Annotated in this window: 23 protein-coding genes and 1 tRNA gene; 11 read left to right on the top strand and 13 right to left on the bottom strand. The window is 62.2% G+C overall.

All coding sequences use genetic code 11. The features are described from left to right. Positions 1-251: 251 nt before the first annotated feature. The 4 genes from EN869_RS19435 to EN869_RS19420 all read right to left on the bottom strand — a co-directional run bounded on the left by EN869_RS19435 (position 252) and on the right by EN869_RS19420 (position 4,491). Positions 252-1,259, bottom strand: coding sequence for an alpha/beta hydrolase (locus EN869_RS19435; RefSeq protein WP_127227467.1), 1,008 nt, complete (start codon positions 1,257-1,259; stop codon positions 252-254). A 6-nt stretch (positions 1,260-1,265) separates the two neighbouring features. Beyond that, a complete protein-coding gene (locus EN869_RS19430; RefSeq protein WP_127227468.1) occupies positions 1,266-1,943 on the bottom strand; it encodes an isochorismatase family protein in 678 nt (225 codons plus the stop codon). 27 nt (positions 1,944-1,970) lie between these two features. Continuing rightward, positions 1,971-3,269: a Xaa-Pro peptidase family protein gene (locus EN869_RS19425; protein WP_127227469.1), complete on the bottom strand. Its 1,299-nt coding sequence runs from the start codon at positions 3,267-3,269 to the stop codon at positions 1,971-1,973. 325 nt (positions 3,270-3,594) lie between these two features. Beyond that, positions 3,595-4,491, bottom strand: a complete 897-nt coding sequence (locus EN869_RS19420) for a GlxA family transcriptional regulator (RefSeq protein ID WP_245489451.1) — start codon at positions 4,489-4,491, stop codon at positions 3,595-3,597. A 188-nt stretch (positions 4,492-4,679) separates the two neighbouring features. On the opposite strand from EN869_RS19420, the gene EN869_RS19415 reads away from it, so the two are divergent. Continuing rightward, the gene (locus tag EN869_RS19415; protein ID WP_127227470.1) at positions 4,680-5,189 is read left to right on the top strand and encodes a GAF domain-containing protein; all 510 of its coding nucleotides are present in this window, start codon (positions 4,680-4,682) and stop codon (positions 5,187-5,189) included. Positions 5,190-5,230: 41 nt separating this feature from the next. Here EN869_RS19415 and EN869_RS19410 read toward each other — a convergent pair whose 3' ends face one another. Next, entirely contained in the window at positions 5,231-6,214 is a 984-nt protein-coding gene (locus EN869_RS19410) for a YeiH family protein (protein ID WP_281015726.1), read from the bottom strand. Between the two features lie 298 nt (positions 6,215-6,512). On the opposite strand from EN869_RS19410, the gene EN869_RS19405 reads away from it, so the two are divergent. Continuing rightward, positions 6,513-7,946, top strand: coding sequence for an aldehyde dehydrogenase family protein (locus EN869_RS19405; RefSeq protein ID WP_127227471.1), 1,434 nt, complete (start codon positions 6,513-6,515; stop codon positions 7,944-7,946). Between the two features lie 1,019 nt (positions 7,947-8,965). On the opposite strand, the gene EN869_RS34460 is transcribed toward EN869_RS19405, so the two are convergent. Then, positions 8,966-9,142 (bottom strand): hypothetical protein, encoded by a 177-nt coding sequence (locus EN869_RS34460; protein ID WP_167507051.1) that lies wholly within the window; start codon positions 9,140-9,142, stop codon positions 8,966-8,968. 298 nt (positions 9,143-9,440) lie between these two features. Between EN869_RS34460 and EN869_RS19390 the strand changes: the two genes are divergently transcribed. Beyond that, positions 9,441-9,635 carry a hypothetical protein gene (locus EN869_RS19390; protein ID WP_127227473.1) on the top strand — a complete coding sequence of 65 codons (195 nt, stop codon included), beginning with the start codon at positions 9,441-9,443 and terminating at the stop codon, positions 9,633-9,635. A 96-nt stretch (positions 9,636-9,731) separates the two neighbouring features. On the opposite strand, the gene EN869_RS19385 is transcribed toward EN869_RS19390, so the two are convergent. The 3 genes from EN869_RS19385 to EN869_RS19375 form a co-directional block, all read right to left on the bottom strand. After that, positions 9,732-9,965 carry a hypothetical protein gene (locus tag EN869_RS19385; RefSeq protein WP_127227474.1) on the bottom strand — a complete coding sequence of 78 codons (234 nt, stop codon included), beginning with the start codon at positions 9,963-9,965 and terminating at the stop codon, positions 9,732-9,734. 246 nt (positions 9,966-10,211) lie between these two features. Beyond that, positions 10,212-11,237 carry a hypothetical protein gene (locus EN869_RS19380; protein WP_127227475.1) on the bottom strand — a complete coding sequence of 342 codons (1,026 nt, stop codon included), beginning with the start codon at positions 11,235-11,237 and terminating at the stop codon, positions 10,212-10,214. A gap of 347 nt (positions 11,238-11,584) precedes the next feature. Continuing rightward, complete coding sequence (locus EN869_RS19375; protein ID WP_127227476.1) at positions 11,585-13,231, bottom strand: caspase domain-containing protein; 1,647 nt, start codon at positions 13,229-13,231, stop codon at positions 11,585-11,587. A 252-nt stretch (positions 13,232-13,483) separates the two neighbouring features. Between EN869_RS19375 and EN869_RS19370 the strand changes: the two genes are divergently transcribed. The 3 genes from EN869_RS19370 (at position 13,484) to EN869_RS19360 (ending at position 17,139) form a co-directional block, all read left to right on the top strand. Further along, positions 13,484-15,406 carry an adenylate/guanylate cyclase domain-containing protein gene (locus tag EN869_RS19370; RefSeq protein WP_167498630.1) on the top strand — a complete coding sequence of 641 codons (1,923 nt, stop codon included), beginning with the start codon at positions 13,484-13,486 and terminating at the stop codon, positions 15,404-15,406. 12 nt (positions 15,407-15,418) lie between these two features. Next, positions 15,419-16,204 (top strand): hypothetical protein, encoded by a 786-nt coding sequence (locus tag EN869_RS19365; protein WP_127227478.1) that lies wholly within the window; start codon positions 15,419-15,421, stop codon positions 16,202-16,204. A gap of 125 nt (positions 16,205-16,329) precedes the next feature. Further along, positions 16,330-17,139: a hypothetical protein gene (locus EN869_RS19360; protein WP_127227479.1), complete on the top strand. Its 810-nt coding sequence runs from the start codon at positions 16,330-16,332 to the stop codon at positions 17,137-17,139. A gap of 134 nt (positions 17,140-17,273) precedes the next feature. Here EN869_RS19360 and EN869_RS19355 read toward each other — a convergent pair whose 3' ends face one another. The 3 genes from EN869_RS19355 to EN869_RS19345 form a co-directional block, all read right to left on the bottom strand. Next, complete coding sequence (locus EN869_RS19355) at positions 17,274-17,540, bottom strand: hypothetical protein (RefSeq protein WP_127227480.1); 267 nt, start codon at positions 17,538-17,540, stop codon at positions 17,274-17,276. Positions 17,541-17,926: 386 nt separating this feature from the next. Next, a tRNA-Gln gene (locus EN869_RS19350) sits at positions 17,927-18,000 on the bottom strand. Between the two features lie 146 nt (positions 18,001-18,146). Next, positions 18,147-19,079, bottom strand: coding sequence for a YbhN family protein (locus EN869_RS19345; protein WP_127227481.1), 933 nt, complete (start codon positions 19,077-19,079; stop codon positions 18,147-18,149). A gap of 268 nt (positions 19,080-19,347) precedes the next feature. Between EN869_RS19345 and EN869_RS19340 the strand changes: the two genes are divergently transcribed. Further along, positions 19,348-20,703, top strand: coding sequence for a Ppx/GppA phosphatase family protein (locus EN869_RS19340; protein WP_127227482.1), 1,356 nt, complete (start codon positions 19,348-19,350; stop codon positions 20,701-20,703). Positions 20,704-20,758: 55 nt separating this feature from the next. Next, complete coding sequence (locus tag EN869_RS19335) at positions 20,759-21,505, top strand: RlmE family RNA methyltransferase (protein WP_127227483.1); 747 nt, start codon at positions 20,759-20,761, stop codon at positions 21,503-21,505. Positions 21,506-21,616: 111 nt separating this feature from the next. Here the strand turns inward: EN869_RS19335 and EN869_RS19325 are convergent, their stop codons facing one another. After that, positions 21,617-23,038 (bottom strand): MFS transporter, encoded by a 1,422-nt coding sequence (locus EN869_RS19325; protein WP_127227484.1) that lies wholly within the window; start codon positions 23,036-23,038, stop codon positions 21,617-21,619. Between the two features lie 295 nt (positions 23,039-23,333). Here EN869_RS19325 and guaB point away from each other — a divergent pair, with 295 nt between their 5' ends. The 3 genes from guaB to EN869_RS19310 are packed head-to-tail and all read left to right on the top strand — an operon-like array spanning position 23,334 to position 25,867. Then, complete coding sequence (gene guaB / locus EN869_RS19320) at positions 23,334-24,836, top strand: IMP dehydrogenase (RefSeq protein ID WP_127227485.1); 1,503 nt, start codon at positions 23,334-23,336, stop codon at positions 24,834-24,836. After that, complete coding sequence (locus EN869_RS19315; protein ID WP_348630824.1) at positions 24,787-25,428, top strand: hypothetical protein; 642 nt, start codon at positions 24,787-24,789, stop codon at positions 25,426-25,428. The genes guaB and EN869_RS19315 overlap by 50 nt, the downstream gene beginning before the upstream one ends. Before the next feature lie 19 nt (positions 25,429-25,447). Further along, positions 25,448-25,867, top strand: coding sequence for an MAPEG family protein (locus EN869_RS19310; RefSeq protein WP_127227486.1), 420 nt, complete (start codon positions 25,448-25,450; stop codon positions 25,865-25,867). Positions 25,868-25,884 lie beyond the last annotated feature (17 nt).

Genomic DNA, 25,884 nt, shown 5'->3' with positions numbered 1-25,884 from the left:
CTTTCGGCAGCGAAATGTTTGGTTTTCCGCAGTTCTTGTGCGCTGTTCCGCAGGGTATACACCCAATCTCCCCCTTGGGGGAGATGCCCGGCAGGGCAAAGGGGGGCGCTGTCCCGCCAGCGTCTCAACTGATTGGAACTATATTGCAGATGGTTTGGAAGGCTAGGAAGCCGAAGGGTCGCGATCCTTCACGCCCCCTCTGGCCTGCTTGTTTCGTCGCTCGGAAAGCCAAGCAATTGGCTTCCTGTCCGCTACGCGGACCGCTCCTCAACCCCCACAAGGGAGGAGATCAGCGCTTCATCGCTGGCGCCCAGCCTAGCAATGTCGCTGACAATCCGCGCAAACGCTTCCGCCGCGCGCGGCACAGTCGGGCGGGCGCGCAGGAAGGAGTGCACCAGCCGTGGTTCTTCGCGCCATGTTGCCCACCCGCCGGCGTCAAGGATGCGGTCGCGATAGGCCTCGCCGTCCGACGACAGCGGGTCGCACTCGGCGGTGACGATCACTGTCGGCGGCAGGCCGGAGAAGTCGCGGTCCCTGAGTGGCGAAAACGTTGGATCGTTCGCCGACTGCCCGGGCGCGGAGCGGATGCGACGGTAGAATTCGATGTCGCTGACGGTGAGCAGCGGCGCTTCGGCATGCTCGACATAGGAGCGTCCGGTCTCGTCGCCGCCCAGCCCCGGATAGATCAACATCTGGCCAACGGCATGCCGCGCATGCAGCCGCGTCGCCTGCGCCACCGCCGCGGCCAGGTTGCCGCCGGCGCTTTCGCCACAAAGCACGATCGGCACCGCGCTTGTCGCGGCGACCCATTCGAACACGGCCAGCGCATCGTCGAAGGAGGCCGGATGGAGGTGCTCCGGCGCCAGCCGGTAGTCGGCCGCCACAACCTCGAAACCGGTGCCGGTGCAGATCTCGGCGCAGATGTCGTCATGGCTGTCGAGGTTGCCGAGCACAAAGCCGCCGCCGTGATAGTAGATGACGACCGCCGCTGCCGCCTTGTTCGCCATGCGGTAGCGGCGGACCGCGATCGCATGCGCCGCCGTGGCGACGACGCCATCGCTGGCTGTCACACCATCCGGGCGACCTTGGTGAAAGGCCCCGCACATCCGGTCATAGACCGCGCGCTGCTCTGCGATCGGTGCTGCCACGGTTTCGGGCGGGTACCAACTGTTGACCTTGTCGATATAGTTCCAGAGTTCCGGGTCGAGCCGGTCGGCATATATGCCGCGGCTCGCAGGGTCAGTTGGGTTGCCGGCCACTGCCCGTCAGAGCTCCATGTAAAGCCGCGCCGCGTTCTCGAAGGTGAAGCGCAGCGGCACCGAGCCCTCGACCTGCCAGACCTTCACCGTGTCGCCGGCCAGCAGCCGGCAGGCATCGAGCGTGTTGGTGACGGCGCCGCCATAGAGCCGGTTGGCGAGGTTGAGGATGCCGGTCTGGTGCATGGCCGCGCTCGCGCTGCCGCAGGCGTCCTTGACCAGCAGCACGCGAAAGCCGCGCGCCACCGCGTCCTTCACCGTGGCGTCGATGCAGGCCTCGGTCCAGACGCCGGCGATCACGAGCCATTCGATGCCGGCTGCCTTGAGCTTGTCAGCGAAATCGTTCTTGCCGAAGGCGCTGGCCTCCTGCTTGACCAGCATGGCTTCGCCGTTCTGGGGCGCCACTTCATGGCAGATCGCCGTCAGCGGATCGTCCTTGTCGGAGAAGGCCGATTTGCCACTGTGGTCCACAGGGTGGAACGGCCGTGCCTCGGCGAGATTGACGATATAGGCCCAGTGGTAAAGCGGCACGAAATTGCGCCGCGCCGCCTCCTGCAGGCGCTGCACGTTGGCAAGGATGTCGGCAAAGCCTTCGACCAGATAGCGTTTGTCCTTGCGATGCTCCTCCTGGAGATCGATGAACACCGCGGCCACCGTGCCGCGCCGGATGGAAATGGGCGTTTTCATGCGGAATGTGCTGTCGGTGCGTGGGCGCTACTTGTCAAGAAATTCGTCTTCATAAGGAAACCGCGAGAGCAGTTCGGTGCCGGTCTCGGTGATCAGAATCTCGTCCTCCAGCTTGACGCCCTCGCGGCCGCCCTTCTCGCCGATATAACTCTCCACACTCACCACCATGCCGGGCACGATGATGCCGTCGCGGCCATAGGTCTCGTAGTCCATCGCATGCGCGATGAACGGCGTCTCGCCATGCATGCCGACGCCATGCATGACCGACGTGTAGCGCTGGTCGACGAAGCGGTCGGGAATCTTCCACGCCTTCTCGGCAATCTCGCGGAAGGCCATGCCGGGCTTCACGATTGAGATATTGTGCTGCACCTGGTCGTGCGCCATGCGGTAGAGCGACTTCTGGTAGGGCGTCGGCTTGCCCGGCCCGCAGCGAAAAGTGCGCGAGAAGTCCGAATAATAGCCGTAGCAGCCGATCGTGTCGGTATCGAGCGCCAGCAACTCTCCCGGCCGGATCTTGCGGCCGCTCGCCTCATTGAACCACGGATTGGTGCGCTGTCCCGATGTCAGCAGGCGCGTCTCGATGAACTCGCCGCCCTGGCGGATGACCTCGCCATACATGATGGCGAACAGCTCGTTCTCGGAAACGCCGGGCTTGATCGCCTCGCGCACCGCAGCCACCGCGGCCTCGGCGCCGGCCATCGAGGCCATCAGGCATTTCACCTCCTCCGGCGTCTTTACCGCGCGCACGGCCAAAATCTCGCCCTGGCAATCCTTCACCTCGCAGCCGCGTTTTTCCAGGGCCAGCGCCTGCAGGTGGCTGCAGCGGTCGAGCCCAAGCTTCATCGAGCCGCCGCCATGCTTCTCGAGCAACTCGGCTATCTCGTCGGCGAACGGCCCGGCGGTCTCGTCGTCGCGACCGGAGACGGATGACCAGACCAGCTTGGACGGCCGCGCCTCGTCGATCGTGTCGAGCACCATCGAGACATGGTAGCTCTGCGGATACTCGAACAGCACGATCGGCCCGTCGGTCGGGATGAAGAAATACCGCGTCGAGTTGCGCAGGAAATAGCCGAACATGTTGCGCGAGCCGGTGGCGTAGCGCTGGTTGTAAGGGTCAAACAGCACGACGCCGCCATAACCTGCCTCGCGCATCCAAGAGCGCAGCTTGGTAAGGCGCCCCTTACGCAGCGCATCCGCATCGATGAAGGACGGCTCGGTGTCGGACAGCCACATGCCGCCAGCCGGATCGGCCGCGGCCGGATGGCGCACGCGGTCCTTGAAATCCACATCCTCGGTGCTGTCGGGGTCGAATACGACGATGCTCATGGGGGCCTCCTGATGGGGAGAACATAGCGGGGCAGGGGTTTGAGCTTGTGCGGAATTCCGCAAATGTCGTGCCGCATGCCGCACGACGAACGGGTAGCGCCGTGATCCTTCGCGCCGCCCCTCTGTCCTGCCGGACATCTCACCCACACAAGCCGGACATCCCCCGAGGGGGAGATCAGCCGTCGCGGTCGCTTTCGCCAATCTCCAACGCTGAACGGGAGAGCCGGCGGCGAAGCTGCCAATCTCCCCCCTCGTGGGGGAGATGTCCGGCAGGACAGAGGGGGGGCGCTGTCCCGCCGACGTCTCATCGCGCAGCGCGCGTCCCCTAATGCCTTCGCATCGCCTTCGGCGCGTGCCCATGCTCTTCTCGAAACGCCCGCGCAAAACTCGACATCGAGGCAAAGCCGCAGGCCAGCGCCACGTCGCGCACCATCAGCGTCGAATGCGCCAGGAGGTCGGCGGCACGTTTCAGCCTGAGCCGCCGGTAATAGCCGTTGGGTGAGATATCGAGTTCCGCGCGGAAATTGCGCTCGAGCTTGTCGGACGACACGCCGAGCCGCCTCGCCAACTCGGCCATGCCAAGCCGCTCCTCGACCGCGTCCTCCATGATGGCGATGGCCGATAGCACCAATTCGTTTTGAACGCCGGTGCGCAATCTGAGCGGCATCAGCTTGCGGTCGACGCTTGACCGCAAGGGGCTGTGCACGAACCATTCCGCCACACCCGCCGCGATCTCGGCGCCATAGTCGCGCGTGATGATCTCCAGCATCATGTCGAGGCTGCCGACGCCGCCGGCCGAGGTGAACCGCTTGCGGTCGATGACGAAGAGATCGCGCCGAAGCTCGATATCGGGAAAAGCCTCGGTGAAGGCGGCTTGGCTGGTCCAGTGCAAGGTGCAGGCATGGCCGTCGAGCAGACCGGCGCGGGCCAGGAAGAACGCGGCATCCGCCACCGCGCCGATATGTGCGCCGCCGCGCAGGCTTTTGCGGATCCAGTTCATCGCCTCGTCGGCGACAACATGGTCGGCATCGCCGCCGGAGCACACCACGATGCGATCGACCTTCGGCGCGTCGGCGGCGCAGAAGCCCGGCTGGATGACGACGCCGTTGGAGGCCTCGACCGTGCCTCGATTGGCACCGACGATCACCCAGCGATAGCATTCACGCCCGGCAAGCACATTGGCGGCGCGCAGCGGTTCGATGACGGACGAAAACGCCATCATCGGAAAACCGGGAAACACCAGCACGGCGAACGTGAGGGGCGCCTCGGCTGTCTCCAGTTGGGCTCGGTCGCGTTTTCGGCTGGCTGGGGCGGCACTCACAATTGTGTATTTCCCGGGCGATGCATTGGTGGCACAGAGAAGAAACTCTAGCGGGCGCGTCGACGCCCTTGCAACGGAGAGGCGACACTATGTTTTCGGCAACCGCCATCGACACGACCAATAAGCCCGCCTTCTACAAGGAGTTGGCCGCGCAACTGAAAGCGTTGCTGGAAGGCGAGGGCGATTCTATCGCCAATGCCGCCAACACCGCGGCGCTGATCTACCAGATGGTGCCTGACCTCAACTGGGCCGGCTTCTATTTTCTCGCCTCCGACGACGAGCTGGTGCTCGGGCCGTTCCAGGGCAAGCCAGCCTGCGTTCGCATCGCTGTAGGCAAGGGCGTCTGCGGCAAGGCAATCGAGCTCGACATGTCGATGCTGATCAAGGACGTGCATGAATTTCCCGGCCACATCGCCTGCGATACCGCCTCGCGTTCGGAGCTGGTGGTGCTCTTGCGCGACGCCGAAGGCGCCTTCGGCGTGCTCGACCTCGACAGCCCGCTGCCCGGCCGCTTCGACAAGGAGGACCAAGCCGGCATCGAAAAACTCGCCGCGATCTATGTCGCGGCGTGCGAGTTCGAGGACGGTGACGAGGACTAGGTCCTGCTGAGATTGAGGCGGGGGCCGCCTCAGCAGCAGTCTCAGGCGAACTTCACCAGCATCAGGCTGAACCCCGCGATGAAGATGAAGGCCGAGAAGGCCAGCATCAGTGGCCGCAGGCCGCGCGAGCGCAGCTCCGAAATATCGGCCTGGAGGCCCATGGCGGCGAGGCCCATGGTCAGCATGATCTGTGCTGCGAGGGCGATCGCTGAATGGGCTTGCGCCGGGACCGCGACCAGGCTGTTCAGGGCCACGACCGCGACGAAGGCGGCGACGAACCAGGGCATCGGCGGCTTTGCGCCGGAAGCATCGGCGCCGCCGCGGCGCGCCATCAGGCCGAGCGCGACCACCATCGGCGCCAGCATGGCGACGCGGGTCAGCTTGGCGACCGTGGCGGTCTCGCCGGAGAGCGTGCCGTTCTGGAAGCCGGCGCCGATTACCTGCGCCACCTCATGGATCGAGGCTCCCGCCCACAGTCCGAACCCGTGCTGGTCGAGCCCGAGAACCGGCGCGAGCAGCGGGAAGCCGAGCATCGCGATTGTGCCGAACAGCGTGATCGCGGCAACGGCATAGGTGACGTCCTCGTCGCGCGCGTCGGTGACGATGTTGGTGGCGACGATCGCCGACGCGCCGCAGATCGAGGAGCCGGCGGCAATCAGCTGCGCCAGCTTGGCGTCGACGCCGATCAGCCGGCCGAGCGTGACGGTGAACAGGAAGGTGGCGCCGAGCGTCGCCGCGACGATGCCGACGCCGCCAAGGCCGATGCCCGCCACCTGCCCGAGCGTGAGCTGGAAGCCCAGCAGCACGATGGCAAAGCGCAGCAGGCGCTTTTGCGAGAAAGCGATGCCTGCCTTGGCGTGCGCGGGAAGGCCGAGCACATTCGAATAGACCATGCCGGCGACGACCGCGAGAATCATCGGGCTGAACAGGGTCAGGCCCGAGAGATTGCGCATCGAATAAGCGACGGTGGTGATCATCGCCACCAGCACGATCCCAGGCACCACGCCGGACCAGACCGGCGCCAGGGCCGGGCTCTTGCCGGCCGGATTAAGGCGGTTTGGAAGATCGTTCGCGGTGGCGGGCAGGAAAGACAATTGAATTCTCCAGGCGAGTTCGTCGCCGAAATGCCATTCCGAAACCAATCTTTCCAACGAATTATTCGAGTTATAATGATCGATTTTCGCGAATGATCATCGCCGGCCGGCTGGCTCAATCGCCCGCGCTTGCCTTTCACAGGGCGCTTGCGGCATCGTTATCTCTGGCGGTATACGACGATCCAACCCACGACAATCGGGCAACCACGGCTGGCCGAGGAGGAAAACCATGTCCCACAATCTGCAGTTCTACATCGACGGCGCCTGGGTCGATCCGGTGGTGCCGAACAATTTCGACGTCATCGACCCCTCCAACGAAGACGCCTTCGCGCAGATTTCGCTGGGTTCCAAGGCCGACGTCGACAAGGCCGTGGCGGCCGCCAAGCGCGCCTTCGCCACGTTCGGCTTCACCTCGGTCGAGGAGCGGCTCGATATCCTCAACCGCGTCATCGAAATCTACAAGAAGCGCAGCAGGGACCTGGCGCTCGCCGTCTCGCGCGAAATGGGCGCGCCGCGCCAGATGGCGCTGGACAGCCAGGTCGGCGTCGGCCTGGCGCATCTGGAAAAGATGGCGGAAGTGCTGAAGAGCTTCCAGTTCCGTCAGGTCAAAGGCTCATCGCTCATCGTCAAGGAGCCGATCGGCGTCGTCGGCCTGATCACACCGTGGAACTGGCCGCTGAACCAGATCACCTGCAAGGTCGGCCCAGCCCTTGCCGCCGGCTGCACCATGGTGCTGAAGCCGTCCGAGATCGCGCCGCTCGACGCCATCATCTTCGCCGAGATCATCGACGAGGCCGGCGTGCCGAAGGGGGTCTTCAATCTGGTCAACGGCGACGGCCCGACTGTCGGCCAGGCTCTGGCCAGCCATCCGGATGTCGATATGATGTCGTTTACGGGTTCGACACGCGCCGGCATCCTGGTCGCGAAGGCGGCAGCCGACACGGTCAAGCGCGTGCATCAGGAGCTCGGCGGCAAGTCGGCCAACATCCTGTTCCCCGATGTCGATCTGGAGCGGGCCGTCACCAAGGGCGTCGCCGGCTGCTTCTCCAACAGCGGCCAGTCCTGCAACGCGCCGACCCGAATGTTCGTGCCGCGCGATCGTCACGATGAGGCGGCAAGCTACGCCAAGAGGGCAGCCGAAAAATTCACCGTCGGCCCGGCCGACGCGCCCGGTTCCAAGCTCGGCCCGGTGGTCAGCCAACTCCAGTTCGACAAGATCCAGGGGCTGATCCAAAGCGGTATCGACGAGGGCGCCTCGCTGGTGACCGGCGGCACCGGCCGTCCGGCCGAGCTCAATCGTGGCTACTATGTCCGCCCGACGGTGTTTGCCAATGTCACGCATGACATGCGCATCGCCACCGAGGAGATTTTCGGACCGGTGCTGTCGATCATGCCCTATGACACGGTCGAGCAGGCGGTCGAGCAGGCCAACGATACCGTCTTCGGCCTTGCCTCCTACATCCAGGCCAAGGACATCGAGAAGGCGCGCCAGGTTGCCGCCCGCATGCGCTCCGGCAATGTCTACATCAACTACCCGACCTGGGATGCGGGCCTGCCCTTCGGCGGCTACAAGCAGTCCGGCAATGGCCGCGAATACGCCGAATACGGTCTGGAGGATTTCCTCGAGATCAAGGGCATCGCGGGGTATGAGGCGGCTGAATAGGGTTCACCGTTCAGCCGGCAACCGTTGGCGCTGAGATAAAGAGGGCGCGGTTTTCAACCGCGCTCCTTTTTTTGAAAATCAAGTCGACCAGGAACGGCCGCCGTGTTCGAGGACCGACCCGAGCGGGCACATCGCTTGGTCAGGATGGAATGAGCGCGTCTAGAGCAATTCCCGGAAAGGTGTGAGCGGTTTTCCGTTAGGAATTGCGTCGAAACAAAGAGATAGAGCGGTTCGCCGTTTCCGTGAAACGGTGAAACGCTCTATTGGGCTTGGCTGATGCGATCAGGGCTGGTCGACTGCTTGTGTTTCTCGAACAAACGGAGCTTTGCCGGATATCCAAGCCGCAGCGCAGTTTGGCAGCCCCCGCATTTGAATGTGGCTACGGATTTGAACCAGGAGCCCTTCCGGACAATCGGATGCTGGCATTTCGGACATTCAAACCTGAGATCTGTGTCATTCAAGCTTTGAGGGATCGACATTGGCCACACGCCTCTATTGCACCACCGATAGCACGCTAAAGTAGCGATGTTTCTGTTTTGCGACCGCCAAGCAACCGCATTGTAGCGGGACTGTTTCCTGGCATCGGATGTCCGACCAAGACGAGGTTTCCGGTCAACGTCGCGGCGGCCTGATCAAGCGTTTGTTCGCAAAGCTAATTTTCCGAGAAACGCATCAGAAAGGATGCTTGGTAAGGGATAATTCAACCCAGCCGGGTATGGTGAGGGTGGCGGCTCCAGCTGGGTGCGGGGTTGCGTTGGGCTGGAGCCGCCTGCACGGTCTTCGTGTGGCAGTAGACCGCGCTGTCTCAGAATAGGACAGCGCGGTCTATGATTAGTTAACGCTAATAAAATGGGTCGGAGCCACGCGCTGCAATTCCCCTGATGCCGCTCTTGAAACCATGCGGCGTAGCCGCATTCCGTGGAGATGACATCACCGACTCGTCCGCTGCGCCACCGCGAAACGCAAAAAGGCCTCGCGGGCGATGCCTGCGAGGCGTTTTTTGAGCGCGACTTTGCCGATTAGCGGCGATCGCCGCGGCTTTCGTGATGGCCGTTGTTGGCGGCGCCCAGGCACATGCCATAGTAATCGTCGTGATTGCTGCAGGAATTGACAGTCACCTGCTGAGCATAGGCCGAGCCGGCCAAGCCGGAGATAGCAACAACTGCGAAAACTGCATTGCGAAGGATCTTGGTCATCTCGATTGTTCCTTTGGTTAAATTCCGGTCGTGCCGGTCGATGACGGTTTTCCTGCAGTTGGGTTTCGGGTTGATGGCGCTTGAGCGCGAATTTGTTTCGGAATGGAAACTGTCATTCCGGCAACAGGTCAAGCCGGTCGGAACTCCGCAGCCAAAGATGAGTTCGTTTGCATGCAAATGTTACCGGCCTCACGTTTCCGTGCAATGCGACGGAAACAATGATCGATCATTTAGACCGCCATCATGAAGGCGGCGGGATTGTCTCCGCCATGGCCTTGGCGAACCAGGGATAAGGTCTATGTCGATACTGAAGACGTTGAATCGCATGGGTATGGCCTTGAAATACGCGCAGGACGGCCGCCGCACAGCGCGGATGCTGAACGGGCTGCCGTCCGGCACGCGTATGGATATTGGTTTCCCTGTGATGCCGATAACCAGGCATCTGTCGTCAACATCTGGGACGAGCCGAGATAACCATCGCCAGGAAGCTTGATCGTCGAAGTGCCCCGGTGGCAATCATCACCTTGCGAGCTTCGGTAACCGCGCTTCTCGCTTCCAAGCTCGTCCACGGGCGTGTCGACGTCCGCGCTTACCCGCGGCCCGCCTCGATGATGCCGACCATCGCCCGGGTAAATTCAACCATACTGTTTGCGGTGATGGCTGCGTTGTCGGGGGATTGCCCGATATGCTCGGCCGCTCCGCAACATGATCGGCGGATGCTGTCGTAGTATGGATCTCTCTCATCGTCCGGCAGTTCCGCCAAATTCAGGGCACGGCGGTGAATCATGCGCAATAGTTGCGCCAATGCTGTTTCGACACTCATGCGTTTGCTCCGCATCGGTCGAGCGTCTCGGCACATTTGAGCGCCGGATCGTCGATCGGGACATTCCCGATTCGAGCAGGCTGCGCCGCAGCCGTTAATATATGGTTGATTGCTAATATAACTGGCAGATCAGCGGGAGTCAGCCAAGGCAGTCGGTGAGGGGCGTTGAGTTCTCCACAATCAGCGCCAAACCGTTGAACTCGATCTGCCGTAGCCGGGCTGACCTGGCGGGTTGTCGAAGAAGTCTCAGAGATACCCGTTTTGATTCTGATCTGGGGCCGGTATCGCATCTTCCGCGTACTTTCCCGCGGCCATCGCAGGCGGCAGAATGGGGTTCGTGCTGTGCCAGGTGGGAGTCCACCGGTCAGGCAAATTTCCCCACATGTTGAGTTGTCCCAGAGCATCGTACAGCCCGAGATACTGATAATAGCTCACCCCATCGACATTCGACGCGATCGGACAGCCAAGTGTCACAACGCGAAGTGCATGGGTCCGCTCCGGAGCGAACGAGCGGATCGCGTCCCCGATCTGCAGTGCTCCCTTGCTGTGTCCGACCAACAGCTTGAATGGCGCCTCCCGATAGGTGAGGAGCGCGTGCAACACATCCGACGAACCTGAGCCTCGACGAAAGACGGGCGCGCCGTGCACGGTCTTGGCGTCGGGCGTCGAGGCCGATAGTCGGCGGCCAATGCTGGCGGTTTGCGGCGCGACATTCGCCAGGCCGTTTTGGATCAGGCTCTTGGCATGCAAATAGTCGTAGAGGCCGAAACCAAACCAACCACCAAGCGCCTGAAGAATGACGTCCGCCATGCCGTATCCCGGCACGATGGCGAGGACGGACTTTTCGAGCGCAAGCGAGATGTCCCACGCGAGCGCCGCACTTCCAAGCGCCGAACTCCCGACTCCTGTGATCGTCGCAATCTCAACGTCACGCGTTTCCTGGTAGGGCGAGGCGAGGAACAACTCTACGTTCGTGTATTTGTGCACGTAAGGCGCTGTCGTCGCATCTATGAGCAGGAGCGAACCCTCCGGGTTGGTGAGGGCGTCGAACTGGACTATGCGAGAGGGCGCCTTTTCACCACGAGCGCTCATGGGAGCGTCCTTTTCTGTGAGCTGGGCGGTCAGGGTCGGCACATCATAGAAAATGGCGTCGAGCGCCGTATTGAACAAACGGCAGGCCCGGATGGCAGGCTCAATGACCTGAGGCGGCGGCTCAAACAAATTGAGAAAGGTCTGCTCCGACTGGGTCGGCAGGTTGTCGCCGATCGGCATAATCAAGCCCTCGTCACAATCTCCATCGAACCTTACCACCGTCTTTGTTGCGGTGCAGCATAATTGCGGTTCGGTTGCGCGAAATCAGACGACGAGGGGCCATCGTCAGATGGCTACTGGGGGGTGCGTGCAAGCTCGCCGGGATATCTGCGGTCTTCTATCGTCATTTGCGCGATCTGAAAATGCCAAGGTACGAACATCGCGAAGTAACATCCATCGCGTTGCGCGGCCCTGTCGTCGGGGCAAGCCTCGGGGGCCGTCTTGTCCAAAGGGCATCCAGTTTGGCTGGGGTTCCTGGAAGCATTCGCTTTTCAACGTGGGTGCGGACGACGGCCGGCTCCGCATTTCTACATTCTCTCCATGAAAATCTTGCCTGAACACCCGCTGCCAGCTCCAGTCCCTCTAAATTTGCCGGTTCCATTGTCACCTTTGATGATGCCAGTCAGGGTGTTTCCGCCTGTTCTTCCTTTATGAACAAAGGTCAGTTTCATATTGACGGCGCCGCTGCCAGAAATGCTTCCTGTAAATCCGGCGTCAGACGATACTTTGCCGTCACTTATGACGACCAATGATGAGAGTTCTCGCCAATCTCCGCAGTCCGTTGTAGCCCGTCTGACTAATTTCCATGTTCCATTGAAAGCGCTCAGCCCACTGGTCTGAGGCACACAACGATCGCCCTGCACCCTCATTCCGTCCTCACAAGCAAGCGGGCAGATACGAGTTCCGACCGCCCTAAGTCTTTCCAGAAGTCCCGCTGTCGGTTCCAACGATGCAAGCTTGACACCTTGCCGATCCGCATAGTTCTGAAGCGCTTTGCGGCTGCTGGCTCCCCATTTTCCGTCAGCCTGGCCTTCAAGGCATCCTATGCGAGAGAGTTCCGTTTGAGTGGAGCGCGCAAGGCCGGGGTCCGGGGTAGGTGCCGATGACTGCGCCGAGGGATCGGGGCGTTCAAGGCTTGCGACTTCCGTTCCCTTGTAATCGTCGGTCGCCTTAGTGGCGCGCTCCGCCTCCGGCAGCTGCGCCACCTGCCGTTCCGTTTCGGTGCGCTTGTCGATCGCGCTGATCTTCAAGCTCGCAAGGGGGGCAAAGGCGCCGTCCGGAAATTGCTGCAAATATGCCTCGAAGAAGCTCTTGTCGGTGGAGTCCTTGATGGTCGCCCAATATGCAAGTTCGACTGCGTTGTCCGGCGAGGTGGACTTTGAAGCGGGGACAGATGCCACCTTCGATTCCGTCGCGAGAGGCTTCAACACAACCTCGCCGGTGAGAGAAGAGTTCTCCCACGGCACTTGCTTGCCCTCCGTCGCAGCCAGCACATCGCGACGCACATCGATAAGCTCATGCGTAATATCCTGCCCCGGCGTCCCGAGGTGAGCGACCAGTGCGGCCGTGAATGGAGAATTCCGCCCTGCTCCGTCCATGGCGACATTACCTGGTTGCGTTGCGAATGCTATGAGGGTGCCGACTCCGCTGCCAAGCCTGGCCAGCCCCCGACTGACGGAACCGGAGCGCGTCCCCATCGACCGGGAAAGCTTCTCCGCGAACGGATTGTCCCGGCAGGCATCGAGAAATATGAGGTTGACCTTAGCGGTGCGCTCCATCGCTGAAAGTACGAGGTCCATCGGAAGGGCCTCGAAGTCGAGGTCATTGTAGCCTGACAATTCGGCATCGACCGGCACCATGTAGTTGTTGCCATTCACCTGCAGCCCGTGCCCGGCATAGAAGAACAGCGCCATATCGGCACCGTCGAGCTTTTCCAGGAACTCGCGCACCGTGCGACGCATTTCCGCGAGGTCGAGGTCCTGGCCGCTGACAACCTCGAAGCCAAGGCTTTGAAGCTTGGCATTCATGTCGGACGAATCGTTCTTTGGATTGGCGAGTTGGACGGCATGCTGGTAGGCCGAATTGCCAATTACCAACGCTACGCGTTTTTCGGCGGCTGCCTGTCCCGAAATGGCAACGAACAATAAAACCAAAAGAATGAAAGCGCTGCGCATGGCAGAAACGGCTCCCCAAGGAACTGTAGCAGAGGCTAATGCAACCGAAAAGAGCTATAGCCGAGGCTGCGTCCGGGTGGCCTGCAGCTCCGAAATGATTGTTGGCAAACACCGATTCGGTGCTGCGTCATGCATCCCCATGCAAGGGGCGCAATTTGCTTGATGCACCTGAGCGGATATGCTGGCAGCGAGTAGCGCTTCCAGAGGCTTGGGGTCCAATTCGGCGTGCGAACAGTTGGCCGGATCGTCAGCGTGCAGCGAGGCGGCATCGCCGCATCGCTGGCCTATCTGGTTCTGCTGGGCGTCTCGACTGCTCTCGTGTCACCGCCGCTGGAGAATATCCTGCGCGACATGATGATGGTCTCGATCTCGCCATTCACCCAGGCTCCGCGCAATATTGTTGTGGTCTCGATAACGGAACAGACCCTGGCGAATTTTCGATACCGCTCACCTCCGGACCGTGGCTTCTTGGCGGACATCGTGGCCCGGATCGAGTCGGCCCACCCTCTTGTCATCGGTATCGACCTTTTGTTCGACCAGGCAACAGAGCCGCAAAAGGATACCCGGCTCGAAACTGTTATCGAAGCCGCCAGCGTGCCCGTGGTGATCGCCTCGGCGTCGCGCGCTGATGGCCTCACCCAGAGGCAGTCCGACTATCTCAACGCGTTCGCTCCGTCGGCAAAACGGGGCCTTGCGGCATTGTTGCATGACAATCTCGACGGCGTGGTCCGTGGAGCTTTTCCCGGTCGAGAGGTTGAGGGGGGATGGACGCCAAGTTTTGCTGCGGCAATCGCAGCAGCAACCGGCGTTAGCAGCGGCCGCAGGCCGGAGGAAATGGTCTACTACCGAACGGCCAACAGCTTGCCCTTCAATTTCTCAACCTATCCGGCACAGGCCGTTCCGCTGGCACCGCTCAGTTGGTTCGAGGGGAAATATGTTCTTATCGGCGTGGACCTACAGCAAATAGACCGTCATCCGACACCGTTCGCGTTGTTGAGCGGCGCGGAAATCGGTGATCTCCCTGGCGTCGCAATCCACGCCCACTCGTTGGCCCGACTCTTGTCCGGGAACAGAATAACGATTCCTTGGCCCGCGATGGGCTACGCGCCGATGCTTCTTGTCGGGCTGTTCTGCTTGTGGATCGTTTCGCGGCCGATCCCGGTGGTCTTCAAACCTCTCGCGGTCGCCGGTGCGGTGCTGCTGGTGTGGATCGGTGAGGCGTGGGCCTTCGCGAGGTTCGCAATACTCGTGCCGATGGTCGCCCCTGCATTGCTGGTGCTCGGTCTGTCGGCATTCGTTGGCTTCCTGGCTTGGCGACGGGACGCGAACGCTCGCCACTTCATACAGAACGCGTTCTCGAAATATGTCAGTCCGGCCGTCGTTGCAGCGATCGTCAAGGAACCCAACGCTCTCCATCTCGGTGGCGAGAGGCGAGACGTCACCTGTGTATTCACGGACGTCGAGGGATTTACGTCTCTCAGCGAGAAACTCGCGCCAGAGGTCCTCGCAGAGGTTTTGAACGAATATCTGCACGGGCTCTGCGAGTTGTTCATTGAGCATGGTGCAACCATCGACAAGGTTATCGGCGATGCAGTGGTCGGCTTCTTCGGGGCCCCGGTAGCGCAAAATGACCAGGCGGAGCGGGCGGTTTCCCTGGCGCTGGCCGTGCAGGACCTGGCGCAGCGGCTGCGAGAAAGATTGGCGGGACGAGGCCATTCATTCGGCGCCACCCGCATAGGTATTCATGGCGGGCCGGCAATCGTCGGCAACTTCGGGGGAAATCGGTTCTTCAACTACACAGCTATTGGAGACACGGTAAACACTGCCGCCAGATTGGAGGGCGCAAACAAGTACATCGGCACGAAAAATTGCATAAGCGCGGAAGTCGCAAAACAAACAGCGCGGTTCTTACTGCGCCCTGTAGGAGTTCTGCACCTCAAGGGCAAGAACCAAGGCATCGAGGCTTTCGAGGCAATGAGCCGTACGTCGGAAAATATTATACTTTGCGAGGAATATGCAAAGGCGTACGCCTTGCTTGCCACCGGCGATGAGCTCGCGACGGCGGCGTTCGAGCTGTTGGTCACAAACTATCCGCAGGACGCCCTGATCGCTTTTCATCATGGCCGCCTTGCAAGCGGACGCTTCCGGGCAGACATTCATCTTGCCGGCAAATAGGGCCATCATGACATGAGCCTCATGCGTCCGATCGTCCAAATCGCCTCTCTGGTCCTTGCCGCGGCCGTTCTTGTCACGGCGCAACGCGCGGTGGCCGGCAGCCAGTATGTGGTCCTGTCAACTGAGCCGGTGGTGGATGAACTGCCGCCAGGCAAGATCTTTATGCCAGGCGACGTCATCAACGTGCCAGCTGGTGCGGTCGTCACCTTGCTCGGCGAGGACGGCAGCGTGAATCCCATTTCAGGTCCCGCAGCCTTGGTGGTCACTGAGGATGCCCTGACATCCGGCAGTCCGCAGCGGGCCAGCGACGGTCAGTCAGGGCCTTCAAGCCTGGCCCTGATAGCGAGCCTTTTGACGAACGAGCGCCGGAGGACCGAGTCAATCGGGAGCGCACGCACCACCGCCGACCAGTCCAAACCGACTGGACTTGACGATCCCTGGGCGATTTCCATCGAAGAATCCGCTCCCGGCTGCATCCGCAACGGCGAAGTGGTTCTGGCACGTCGCGGAATCGGTGAAAGCGCGGTGTTCTCGGTTCGCCTTGGCAGTGGACAGTCGTTGAACGGCTTGGTCTGGAGCGCCGGCAAGCCCACTTACTCTCTTTCGGACCCCATTCCCGCCGACGTAAAATCTCTTGTCGTCGAGACCAACAAGACATCGGCTTTGATCGAAATAAAAGCGCTTCCGGAAAACGCCGTTCTCGAAAATCCGCTGGAAGTTCTTGGATGGATGGTGAGCAGCGGTTGCAAACGCCAAGCGTTGGCCTTTGTGCGTCAGCTTGTCACGAGACAGCATTAGCTTATCAGCCAGGAGCCGAGTCGCGTGGCAAGTCATACGAGGAGTTCAACAGCGACGGCAGGCGCTTGATTGCCTGGTCGGCACCTCGCTGATAGCCTCCCCTGTCAGTATTCGGGGAGGGGAGCATGAAACTGTGCATTCTCCTGTTTGTGACGTTGGCGGCTGCGCTCTTCGCAAGCTCCGCGCTGGCCGACCGGTTTCCTGCCGGCTTTAAGAACCACGGGCTGAACGGGCCATTGAGACCGGTGACGAAGGGCGGCGTCACCACTTTCCAGATATTCGACCGGAAATGCAGCAGCGTGGACTACGGTGACGGCCGTGGCGAGAACGACTGCCACAACGGCAACATACGCTCCACACTGATAGGCCCGGACGGGAAAACGGGCGAGAGCATGGAGTATCGGTTCGACCTGTGGGTCGATCCATCGTTCAACTACCGCGGTTTCTTCAACGGCCAGGCGATAGCCTTCCTGCCGGACGGTTTGGACAGCCGACTTCGCATTGCCAGTTGGGAGGGAACGTTCATCCACAACTTTCTTTATATGCTGAAGGCAGACGCAACCAAAGGTGTCACCTTCCTCGGCAACGTGTGCCAGGCGCCGGCCCGCTTCGGTTCGTGGGTGGCCTTTTCCATGAAGATCCGATGGGCGGCCGATAGGACGGGCTGGATACGGGTCACCTGCGACGACAAGATGATCTATTCGGCCGACAACGTCCCGACCAATCAGGCGCCGCATTGCTACATCACCAACCAGTGCGAGCCCGATGTCGCCAAGAATCCGAAACGGTTTGGCTTTTGTCTCGGTCCGGTGATGGCGGGCTTCGGGCCCGAATGGGAGAAATACGGTCTCGCGTCACAGTTCACTGCGATCCAGCCTGAAGGGATCACCGTCAAGATGCGCAACATCGTTGTAAAGAAAGGAGCCAAGCCCTAAACAGGTTTCGGCTGGCGGGCGCCTGTGTCGCGCCTCTCTACTAGCCGTTCCCCTCGATTTCCAACAGCAGACTATCGGCAACTCCAGGCGACATCACTGCGACGTGAAAAAGGCCCGGTGGCCGAAAGCTGCCATCAATAGCCAATTGGGATCCACGGATCGGTGTCGTACCCTAGGTGATGGTCCAGGAAATTTGCGGCCTGATTTGACGGACGCGCAACAACCACCGTGCCTGTCGACTTGCAATCCAGTTTCGGTGCCGGCTTGCTGCTACCAGCCTTCATATGAGCTGTAGAACACGAGGTTGCAGCCGGAGCGGTCGCCACCTTTTTCTTCTCTTTCGCAACAGCTGCTCCGGTGGCGGCCAGTACCATTGCTACGCCAAACACAACGAGTTTCATTGAAACGCCCTCAACCCTGCACAATCCGAAATGATTGCGCCTTCATTAACGTTACGTCAACTACATGTTGTCCGCAACGACGGCGCATATTGCCGGTAAAAAAGCCCGCCACCGCGAGGCAGCGGGCCGTCTTGACAATTGTCCACTCGGTTCAGCGGGGGCACCACGATGAAGGCAAGTTCGTGGTTCACCTGAACCCGATAGGGACGCCATGAAGATGCTCCATCTTGTCGGCAATGATGTGGGCCAACACCTCTGCCTCCAGCATGGTCTTTTCCCGGCTTTGGCGGCGGCCGAAAAGGCTCTCTTGGGAGCTTGACGCGACACAAACGCAATATAGTCGCTGTTAGGGTCGATACAGCAAACGCTAAGTGCTTGATTTTGTTTGGCTGGGGAACCTGGATTCGAACCAGGACTAACGGAGTCAGAGTCCGTGGGTCTACCGTTAACCTATTCCCCAGCAGGCGCGTCTGGTATCGCGCTAGCCAAGCGGCTCATGTGCCGCGAGCGCTGCCTTGTAGCCGCCATCGGAAAATAGTCAAGCCCGCAACTGAGATCAATCGCAGCCTTTTTTCCGAGGTCCTTCCGCAGGGCGCTTGGAAGCCTTCAGCCTTCGCCCTTGCTATATTGCGAATGCTCGAAAAACAGCACCAGGGCCAGCCCGATCACAAGCGGGATGATGAGATAGAACAGGCGGAACACCAGAAGCGCGGCCAGCACGCCCACCGGGTCCATGTCCGAAAGACCGGTGAGGAAGACAACCTCGAACACGCCGAGCGCGCCCGGCGCATGCGACAGGAGCCCGATCGAGAACGACACCATGAACACGCCGAGCACCACGAAATAGCCGGGATTGCCGGCCTGGGGCAGGGCAAAATAGATGATCGCGGCGGCCGCAAGGAGCTCTACCGGTCCGATCAGCAATTGCCGCGCGACGATCGGGAGCGCCGGATAGTGCAGCTGGAAGGAGCCGATCTTCAGCGGTCTGAGCCCCAGCCAGCTGCCGAAGGCATAGGCGCCGACGAGGATGAGCATGGCGAGTCCGGCAGCGAAGGCGGCACCGTGATGCGGCGCGCCGGTGAAACGATCGATGACCTGAGGCTCCAGCAAGAGCACCAGGCCGCCGAGAAAAAGGCTGGACAGGATGAAGGTGAACCAGCAGATCGCCACCAGCACGCCGACCTCCTGGCCGGTCAGCCCCCGCGTGGCATAGGCGCGGTAGCGGATCACAGCGCCGGAAAACACCGAACCGCCGATATTGTGCGACACCGCATAGGTGGTGAACGAGCACAGCGTGACGAACAGCCACGAAACCTTTTTGCCGATATGCAGCAGCGCGATGTGGTCGTAGCCGGCAAGCGATGCGTAGGCGACCATCGAGCTCAGCGCGGCGAGCACCCAGCCGCGCGGCGGGATGGCGGCGATGCCGGTCCAGACATCGTTGAGTGAAATGCCGCGCAGTTCGTGAATGAGCAGCCACAGCGAGAAGGCCACCGCCGCGATGCCTATGACCGGCCAGAAATAGCGCCTCCAATTCATGGCGTCGTCATCATGCGTTGCAGCTCATTCGTCCGGATTGGCACTACGTCGCCCGCGTATAGTCATTTCAGACATGCCTGATCGAAGCCGGCTATTCAACTGGCAAGACATTGCCCCAACGTGACTTCGGCAAATGTGACGTCAGCAAAATTCGGGCCACGTGCTCTTGGTGATTGCAGGGCGCGCTGCTACTCTGTCGTCAACTTGAAACAAATCGAGGTGCCTGCTGCGTCCGTTCCCGGTTCGCGCGGCGCCGGAAGGAACTGAAGTGGAAGACCACGACACCGGCGCGGGCGCGTCGGCAGTGGGCATGTCCGGGGCATCGCCGACGCAATCGGCGGGCCCGCCCGCGGGGCGATTCAGCCGCCATGCGGGCGCGCATGCCAGACATGCCGATCAGCGACATACCGGCCAGGGAAAGGCCGATCATCAAGGCGAGCAGCCGAAGGGCAAGACGCGCAAGCGCCGCAAGCGCAGGCGCGGCCGCAAGGTGTTTGCGCGCGACGAGAACGGCGCCGCGCCGCCATCCGCGCCGGTTGCCATCTCCGCAAGCCAAGCCCAGGGCACGCCAGCGCGGAGTGAGCCAAGCCCGCCGATCCAGGCGCCGCCACGCCCGCCGCACCAGGAACTGCCGGTGTTCGCCGCGCTCGACCTTGGCACCAACAATTGCCGGCTGCTCGTCGCGGTGCCCGCCCGGCACGGCCAATTCCGCGTCATCGACGCTTTTTCGCGCATCGTCAGGCTGGGCGAAGGGCTGACGGCCAGCGGCCGGCTCGGCCAGGCCGCGATGGATCGTGCCGTCGAGGCGCTGAAGGTCTGTGGCGAGAAGTTGCGCAATCGCAAGATCAGGAAAGCCAGGCTGATCGCCACCGAAGCCTGCCGCTCGGCCGCGAACGGCCTCGAATTCCTGGATCGGGTCGAGCGCGAGGCCGGACTGAAACTGGAGATCATCGACCGCCAGACCGAGGCGCGCCTCGCGGTCTCCGGCTGCGGTTCGCTGGTCGAGCGCGACACGCAAGGCGTGGTGCTTTTCGACATTGGCGGCGGCTCGTCAGAGATCGCGCTGATTGACCTCACCGGGCGGCGCTCGCCGCGGCTCGCCAACCACATCGTTTCGTGGACCTCGCTTCCCGTCGGCGTGGTGTCGTTGGCAGAGCGCTTTGGCGGCCGCACGGTGACGCGCGAGACCTTCGCCGCGATGGTGGACGACGTGGCTGCGCGCCTGAAGGTCTTCGACGGCCGCGACCGGCTCGCGCATGTGCTGGCCAGCCCCAACTTTCACCTGCTCGGCACCTCCGGCACTGTGACCACGCTTGCCGGCGTGCATCTCGATCTCGAGCGCTACGACCGCCGCCGCGTCGACGGGCTGTGGATGGACCGCAACAGCGTCGACCGCATGATCGAGCGGCTGATCGGCTGGGATTTCCAGCAGCGCTGCGCCAATCCCTGCATCGGCGCCGACCGCGCCGACCTGGTGCTCGCCGGCTGCGCCATCCTGGAAGCGATCCGCGGCGTTTGGCCGTCCGAGCGGCTGCGTGTCGCCGACCGCGGCCTGCGCGAGGGGATCCTGAGCGAACTGATGGCCGACGACGGTGTCTGGCGCGATGGCGGGCGCCGCGCATGATCCCAAAAAGTGGAAGCCGGTTTTTGGAAAAGATCATGCGCGAGGATGAGCGGTCATGACGAAGAAACCGGAAAAGCCGGGCTCAGCCAGCCTGCGCGTGCTCAAGACCCGCATCAAGAAGAAGAGCGGGCTGAAGGAATCGTCGCGCCGCTGGCTCGAGCGTCATATGAACGACCCCTATGTGCAGCGCTCGAAGGCCGACGGCTACCGCTCCCGCGCGGCCTACAAGCTGATCGAGATCGACGACAAGCATCATCTGCTGAAGCCAGGAATGAAGGTCATCGACCTCGGTGCCGCCCCCGGCGGCTGGTGCCAGGTCGCGGCCGCGCGCACGAAGTCGAGTGCCGACAGCCCGCACGTCGTCGGCATCGACTATCTCGAAATGGACGCGGTCCCGGGCGCCGCCATCCTGCAGATGGATTTCCTCGATCCCGACGCGCCGCAAAAGCTTGCCGAAGCGCTTGGCGGTCAGCCCGACGTGGTGCTGTCCGACATGGCCGCGCCGACCACGGGCCACCGCCGCACGGATCATCTGCGCACCATGCATCTGTGCGAAGTCGCGGCCGATTTCGCGCTGCACGTGCTCAAGCCTGGCGGGCATTTCCTCGCTAAGACATTCCAGGGCGGTGCCGAGAACGAGCTCTTGTCGCTCCTGAAGCAGAATTTTCGGTCCGTCCATCATGTGAAGCCGCCGGCGTCGCGCGATGAGTCGGTGGAGCTTTACCTGCTGGCGAAGGAGTTTAAAGGCCGAGCTCCCCCTTCTCCCCTTGTGGGAGAAGGTGTCGCCGAAGGCGACGGATGAGGGGTGCTCCAGGGAAAGCCGACGTCTCACTCCGCTGGAACACCCCTCATCCGTCTCGGCGCTGCGCGCCGATCCACCTTCTCCCCCAAAGGGAGAAGGAGAAGCGGCGCCCTACTTCCCTGCCGTCCCCACCGTTTCCAGGGTCTTCGGCGTGGTTAGCCGGCCATGCCCCGACACCGCGTTGCCGGCTTCCGGCGCCAGCCGCATGAAGGTAATCGACGCCGCGGCGGACACCGCCGCCACGATGAAGAAAGCGATATGGAAGTCGCTGAGCGTCAGCGGCCCGCCATGGATCGACGTCGACACTTCCAGGATGCCGCCGGCCAGCGCCACGCCGAGCGCGATCGACAATTGCTGGAAGACCGCGGTGATCGGCGTCGCCTTGCTGGTGTCGGCGGGCGTGATCTCGGCATAGGAGAGCGCGTTGACGCCGGTGAAGAACATCGAGCGGATGAAGCCGCCGACCAGAAGGATCGCCAGCATCAGCGCATAGGGTGTCTGCGGCGTGAACAAACCGTAGATGGCGATCGAGGCGGCCGCCACAAGCGAGCCCCAGATCAGCACCCGCCGGAAGCCGGCAATGCGGAAGAGCAGCGCGGTCACGAACTTCATGCCGATGGCGCCGATCGCGGAGACGAAGGTGATCATGCCGGACTGGAAGGGCGTCAGTCCGAAACCGATCTGGAACATCAAGGGCAACAGGAATGGCACCGCGCCGATGCCGATGCGAAACAGCGAGCCGCCGAGCACGGAGGATCGGAACACCTGGTTGCGGAACAGCTCCAGCGCCAGCAGCGGATTCTCGGCACGCCGGGCGTGGATCAGGTAGAGCACGCCCGACACCAAGCCGACGGCCACCGTGATGAAGCCGACGATCGGCGGCAGCGCCGGCAGGCTGACCACGGAAAGGCCGAAGACGACGCCGGAAGCGGCCAGCCCCGAAAGCACGAAGCCGGGGAAATCGAGCGGCGGCGTCTCGGCCGGCGCGGTCTCCGGCAGATAGCGCGTGGCGAGCCACATGCCGATGAGGCCGATCGGCACGTTGATGAGGAAGATCCAGTGCCAGGTGAAATAGGTGGTGATGAAGCCGCCGATCGGCGGGCCGACGAGGGGGCCGACCAGCGCCGGCACCGTCAGCCAGGACATCGCCGCCACCAGCTCGCTCTTCGGCGTGGCGCGCACCAGCACCAGGCGTCCGACCGGCGTCATCATCGCGCCGCCCATGCCTTGGATAAAGCGCGACACCACGAAAGCCGGCAGCGAATTGGCGAAGGCGCAGGCGACCGAGCCGGCAATGAAGACGCCGATCGCGGCGCGGAACACGTTCTTGGCGCCGAACCGGTCCGCCATCCAGCCGCTGATCGGAATGAAGATCGCCAGCGACACCAGATAGGCCGTCAGCGCCAGTTTTAGCGCGATCGGGCTGGTGTGGATGTCGACGGCGATCGCCGGCAGCGATGTGGCGATCACGGTCGAATCCATGTTTTCCATGAAAAGAGCGACCGCCAGGATGAGCGGGATAATGCGGTTCAAGGGAACGCCCTGACTTGTCTTCACCAATCTGGAGCCAGGCTGGGGGCGAGCCGGCACGCCCGGCGGTTATCACGCATTGGCCCGGGTGTCGCATTAAATTGCTGTCACTTTTGCGCGAACACAGCCTTTGGTGGCTGGAAAGTAGCCAGGCGCAACACGTTGCGATTGGCGCAACGATCTCCTTTTCAACCGCGACAGGACGTGTTACCAGCCAGCGCCAATCCTGAAAGGGAAGATCAGAGTCGGCGCTGGCCATCTTGGCCCAGCGCCTTTTCCGCATTCAAAAGGACTGGCCATGGGAAAAATCATCGAAACGTCCACCGGCGCGCTGGCGCTGACCTTCGACGACGTGCTCTTGCAGCCCGGTCATTCCGAGGTCATGCCGGGTGAGACCGACATCCGCACCCGCATTGCCGGCGACATCGATCTCAACGTGCCGATCCTGTCGGCCGCCATGGACACCGTCACCGAGGCGCGGCTGGCGATCGCCATGGCGCAGGCCGGCGGCATCGGCGTCATCCACCGCAACCTGACCCCGGCCGAGCAGGCCGAGCAGGTCCGGCAGGTCAAGAAATTCGAATCCGGCATGGTGGTGAACCCGGTCACCATCGGCCCGGACGCCACGCTCGCCGACGCTCTGGCGCTGATGCGTTCCAATGGCATTTCCGGCATTCCGGTGGTCGAAAATGGCAGCACCGGCGGCCACACGGTCGGCCGCTTGGTCGGCATCCTCACCAACCGCGACGTCCGCTTTGCCTCCGATCCGGCGCAGAAGGTCTACGAGCTGATGACCCGTGAGAACCTGATCACGGTCAAGGAGAATGTCGACCAGGACGAGGCCAAGCGCCTGCTGCACAAGCATCGCATCGAGAAGCTGGTGGTGGTCGACAGGAACGGCAATTGCGTCGGCCTGATCACCGTCAAGGACATCGAGAAGTCGCAGCTCAATCCGCATGCCACCAAGGATGCCCAGGGCCGGCTGCGCGCCGCCGCGGCCACCAGCGTCGGCGATGACGGCTTCGAGCGTGCCGAGCGCCTGATCGACGCCGGCGTCGACCTTTTGGTCATCGACACCGCGCACGGCCATTCGCAGCGCGTGCTGGACGCGGTGGCGCGGGCAAAGAAGCTGTCGAATTCGGTGCGCATCCTCGCCGGCAATGTGGCCACCGCCGACGGCACGAAGGCGCTGATCGACGCCGGCGCCGACGCGGTCAAGGTCGGTATTGGCCCGGGTTCGATCTGCACCACCAGAATCGTCGCCGGTGTTGGCGTTCCGCAACTGTCGGCGATCATGTCGGCGGTCGAGACGGCCAGCAAGGCTGGCGTGAGCGTGATTGCCGATGGCGGCATCAAATATTCGGGCGATCTGGCCAAGGCACTGGCCGCGGGCGCAAGTGCCGCCATGATCGGCTCGCTGCTTGCAGGCACCGACGAGAGCCCGGGCGAGGTCTATCTGCACCAGGGCCGCTCCTTCAAGGCTTACCGCGGCATGGGCTCGGTCGGCGCCATGGCGCGCGGCTCGGCTGATCGCTACTTCCAGGCCGAGGTCCGCGACACTCTGAAACTGGTTCCCGAAGGCATTGAAGGGCAGGTTCCCTACAAAGGACCTGTGGCTGGCGTGCTGCACCAGCTTGCGGGCGGCCTGAAAGCGGCTATGGGTTATGTGGGTGGACGTGACCTTGCAGACTTCCGCGAGCGCGCCACCTTTGTGCGCATATCCAACGCCGGACTTCGTGAAAGCCACGCCCATGACGTCACGATCACCCGCGAAAGCCCAAATTACCCGGGCGGAATTTGATCGGGAGGCCGATCAGTCCGACCGCCAGGGCGGACTGTGGCGTGATTTGAGTGCGGCGGTGCTGCGGCTGTCGCGTCACGCGGCGGCACTCTCTATCGCCTCGATTGCACTTTTTCTTGTCATGACGGCGCTGGAGTTTTTCTATTTCCAGCGCCTGAGTGGCGGCCTTTTCTCGCTCGACATGCGTATCGCCGGCTTCTCGCCGGATGAAGGCATGGCGTGGCTGACCGCGCTTGGCCGGCGCGGCGGCGAGATCATCATCGTCTGGCACTATTTGACCTTCGATCTGTTGTTTCCGGCGCTGCTGTCGCTGACGCTGGTCAGCCTGATCCTTGCCTTCGGCCGGCGGCTCAGCACGTTCCGCGCCATGCCGACGCAGGCGCAGGCCTTGTTCGCGCTTGTCCTGGTGCTGCCCTATACGGTCGCCGATTATGCGCAGAACCTCGCCGTCGCGCGGCTGTTGTCCGATTTTCAGTCGGCCAATCCCGATTCTCTGGCGTTCGCCTCTTTGCTGACCGTCACCAAATTCGCCTTGCTGGCGATTCCATTCTTCGTCATCGCGGTCTTCGCGCTAGCCGGGCAGCGGCGCTGACGGGAGGAGGAGCGCACATATGCACCAGACCGCCATCTTCTGGCCGATGCTGGCGCATGTGCTCCTGGTCTACATCGTCTACCTGGTGATGCTGAAGCGGCGCTATGGTGCCCTGAAGTCGGGCGAAGCCAGGATCAGCCAGTACAAGCTCCGCTCGACCGAGCCGGCCTCGAGCGTCACCGTTGCCAACAATCTGATCAACCAGTTCGAGCTGCCGGTTCTCTTTTACGCGCTATGCCTGGCGCTGTTCGTCACCAACGGCGTGAACTACCTGACGCTGACGCTGATGTGGCTGTTCATAGTCACGCGCTATATTCACGCCTGGGTGCATCTCGACGGAAACTATGTACCGCACCGCACCGGCGTCTTCTTCCTCGGCGCAGGCGTACTTTTACTCGCCTGGATCTGGTTCGCGCTCCACCTGCTCGGGGTGGTCTGACCCCCTTCTCCCACAAG

The sequence above is a fragment of the Mesorhizobium sp. M2D.F.Ca.ET.226.01.1.1 genome (assembly GCF_004022705.2).
Lineage (GTDB): Bacteria > Pseudomonadota > Alphaproteobacteria > Rhizobiales > Rhizobiaceae > Mesorhizobium.
The sequence above is the reverse complement of the archived record's forward strand: the minus strand, read 5'-3'. Positions and strand labels throughout refer to the sequence as shown.

Excerpts from the sequence above, each read along its gene's own strand:
- EN869_RS19355 (WP_127227480.1), bottom strand. The coding sequence starts at position 17,540 with ATGAAACTCGTTGTGTTTGGCGTAGCAATGGTACTGGCCGCCACCGGA.
- EN869_RS19365 (WP_127227478.1), top strand. The coding sequence starts at position 15,419 with ATGAGCCTCATGCGTCCGATCGTCCAAATCGCCTCTCTGGTCCTTGCC.
- EN869_RS19430 (WP_127227468.1), bottom strand. The coding sequence starts at position 1,943 with ATGAAAACGCCCATTTCCATCCGGCGCGGCACGGTGGCCGCGGTGTTC.
- EN869_RS19380 (WP_127227475.1), bottom strand. The coding sequence starts at position 11,237 with ATGCCGATCGGCGACAACCTGCCGACCCAGTCGGAGCAGACCTTTCTC.
- EN869_RS19415 (WP_127227470.1), top strand. The coding sequence starts at position 4,680 with ATGTTTTCGGCAACCGCCATCGACACGACCAATAAGCCCGCCTTCTAC.
- EN869_RS19425 (WP_127227469.1), bottom strand. The coding sequence starts at position 3,269 with ATGAGCATCGTCGTATTCGACCCCGACAGCACCGAGGATGTGGATTTC.
- EN869_RS19375 (WP_127227476.1), bottom strand. The coding sequence starts at position 13,231 with ATGCGCAGCGCTTTCATTCTTTTGGTTTTATTGTTCGTTGCCATTTCG.
- EN869_RS19385 (WP_127227474.1), bottom strand. The coding sequence starts at position 9,965 with ATGAGTGTCGAAACAGCATTGGCGCAACTATTGCGCATGATTCACCGC.
- EN869_RS19345 (WP_127227481.1), bottom strand. The coding sequence starts at position 19,079 with ATGAATTGGAGGCGCTATTTCTGGCCGGTCATAGGCATCGCGGCGGTG.
- EN869_RS19335 (WP_127227483.1), top strand. The coding sequence starts at position 20,759 with ATGACGAAGAAACCGGAAAAGCCGGGCTCAGCCAGCCTGCGCGTGCTC.
- EN869_RS19360 (WP_127227479.1), top strand. The coding sequence starts at position 16,330 with ATGAAACTGTGCATTCTCCTGTTTGTGACGTTGGCGGCTGCGCTCTTC.
- EN869_RS19405 (WP_127227471.1), top strand. The coding sequence starts at position 6,513 with ATGTCCCACAATCTGCAGTTCTACATCGACGGCGCCTGGGTCGATCCG.
- EN869_RS19390 (WP_127227473.1), top strand. The coding sequence starts at position 9,441 with ATGTCGATACTGAAGACGTTGAATCGCATGGGTATGGCCTTGAAATAC.
- EN869_RS34460 (WP_167507051.1), bottom strand. The coding sequence starts at position 9,142 with ATGACCAAGATCCTTCGCAATGCAGTTTTCGCAGTTGTTGCTATCTCC.
- guaB (WP_127227485.1), top strand. The coding sequence starts at position 23,334 with ATGGGAAAAATCATCGAAACGTCCACCGGCGCGCTGGCGCTGACCTTC.
- EN869_RS19315 (WP_348630824.1), top strand. The coding sequence starts at position 24,787 with ATGACGTCACGATCACCCGCGAAAGCCCAAATTACCCGGGCGGAATTT.
- EN869_RS19310 (WP_127227486.1), top strand. The coding sequence starts at position 25,448 with ATGCACCAGACCGCCATCTTCTGGCCGATGCTGGCGCATGTGCTCCTG.
- EN869_RS19420 (WP_245489451.1), bottom strand. The coding sequence starts at position 4,491 with ATGATGGCGTTTTCGTCCGTCATCGAACCGCTGCGCGCCGCCAATGTG.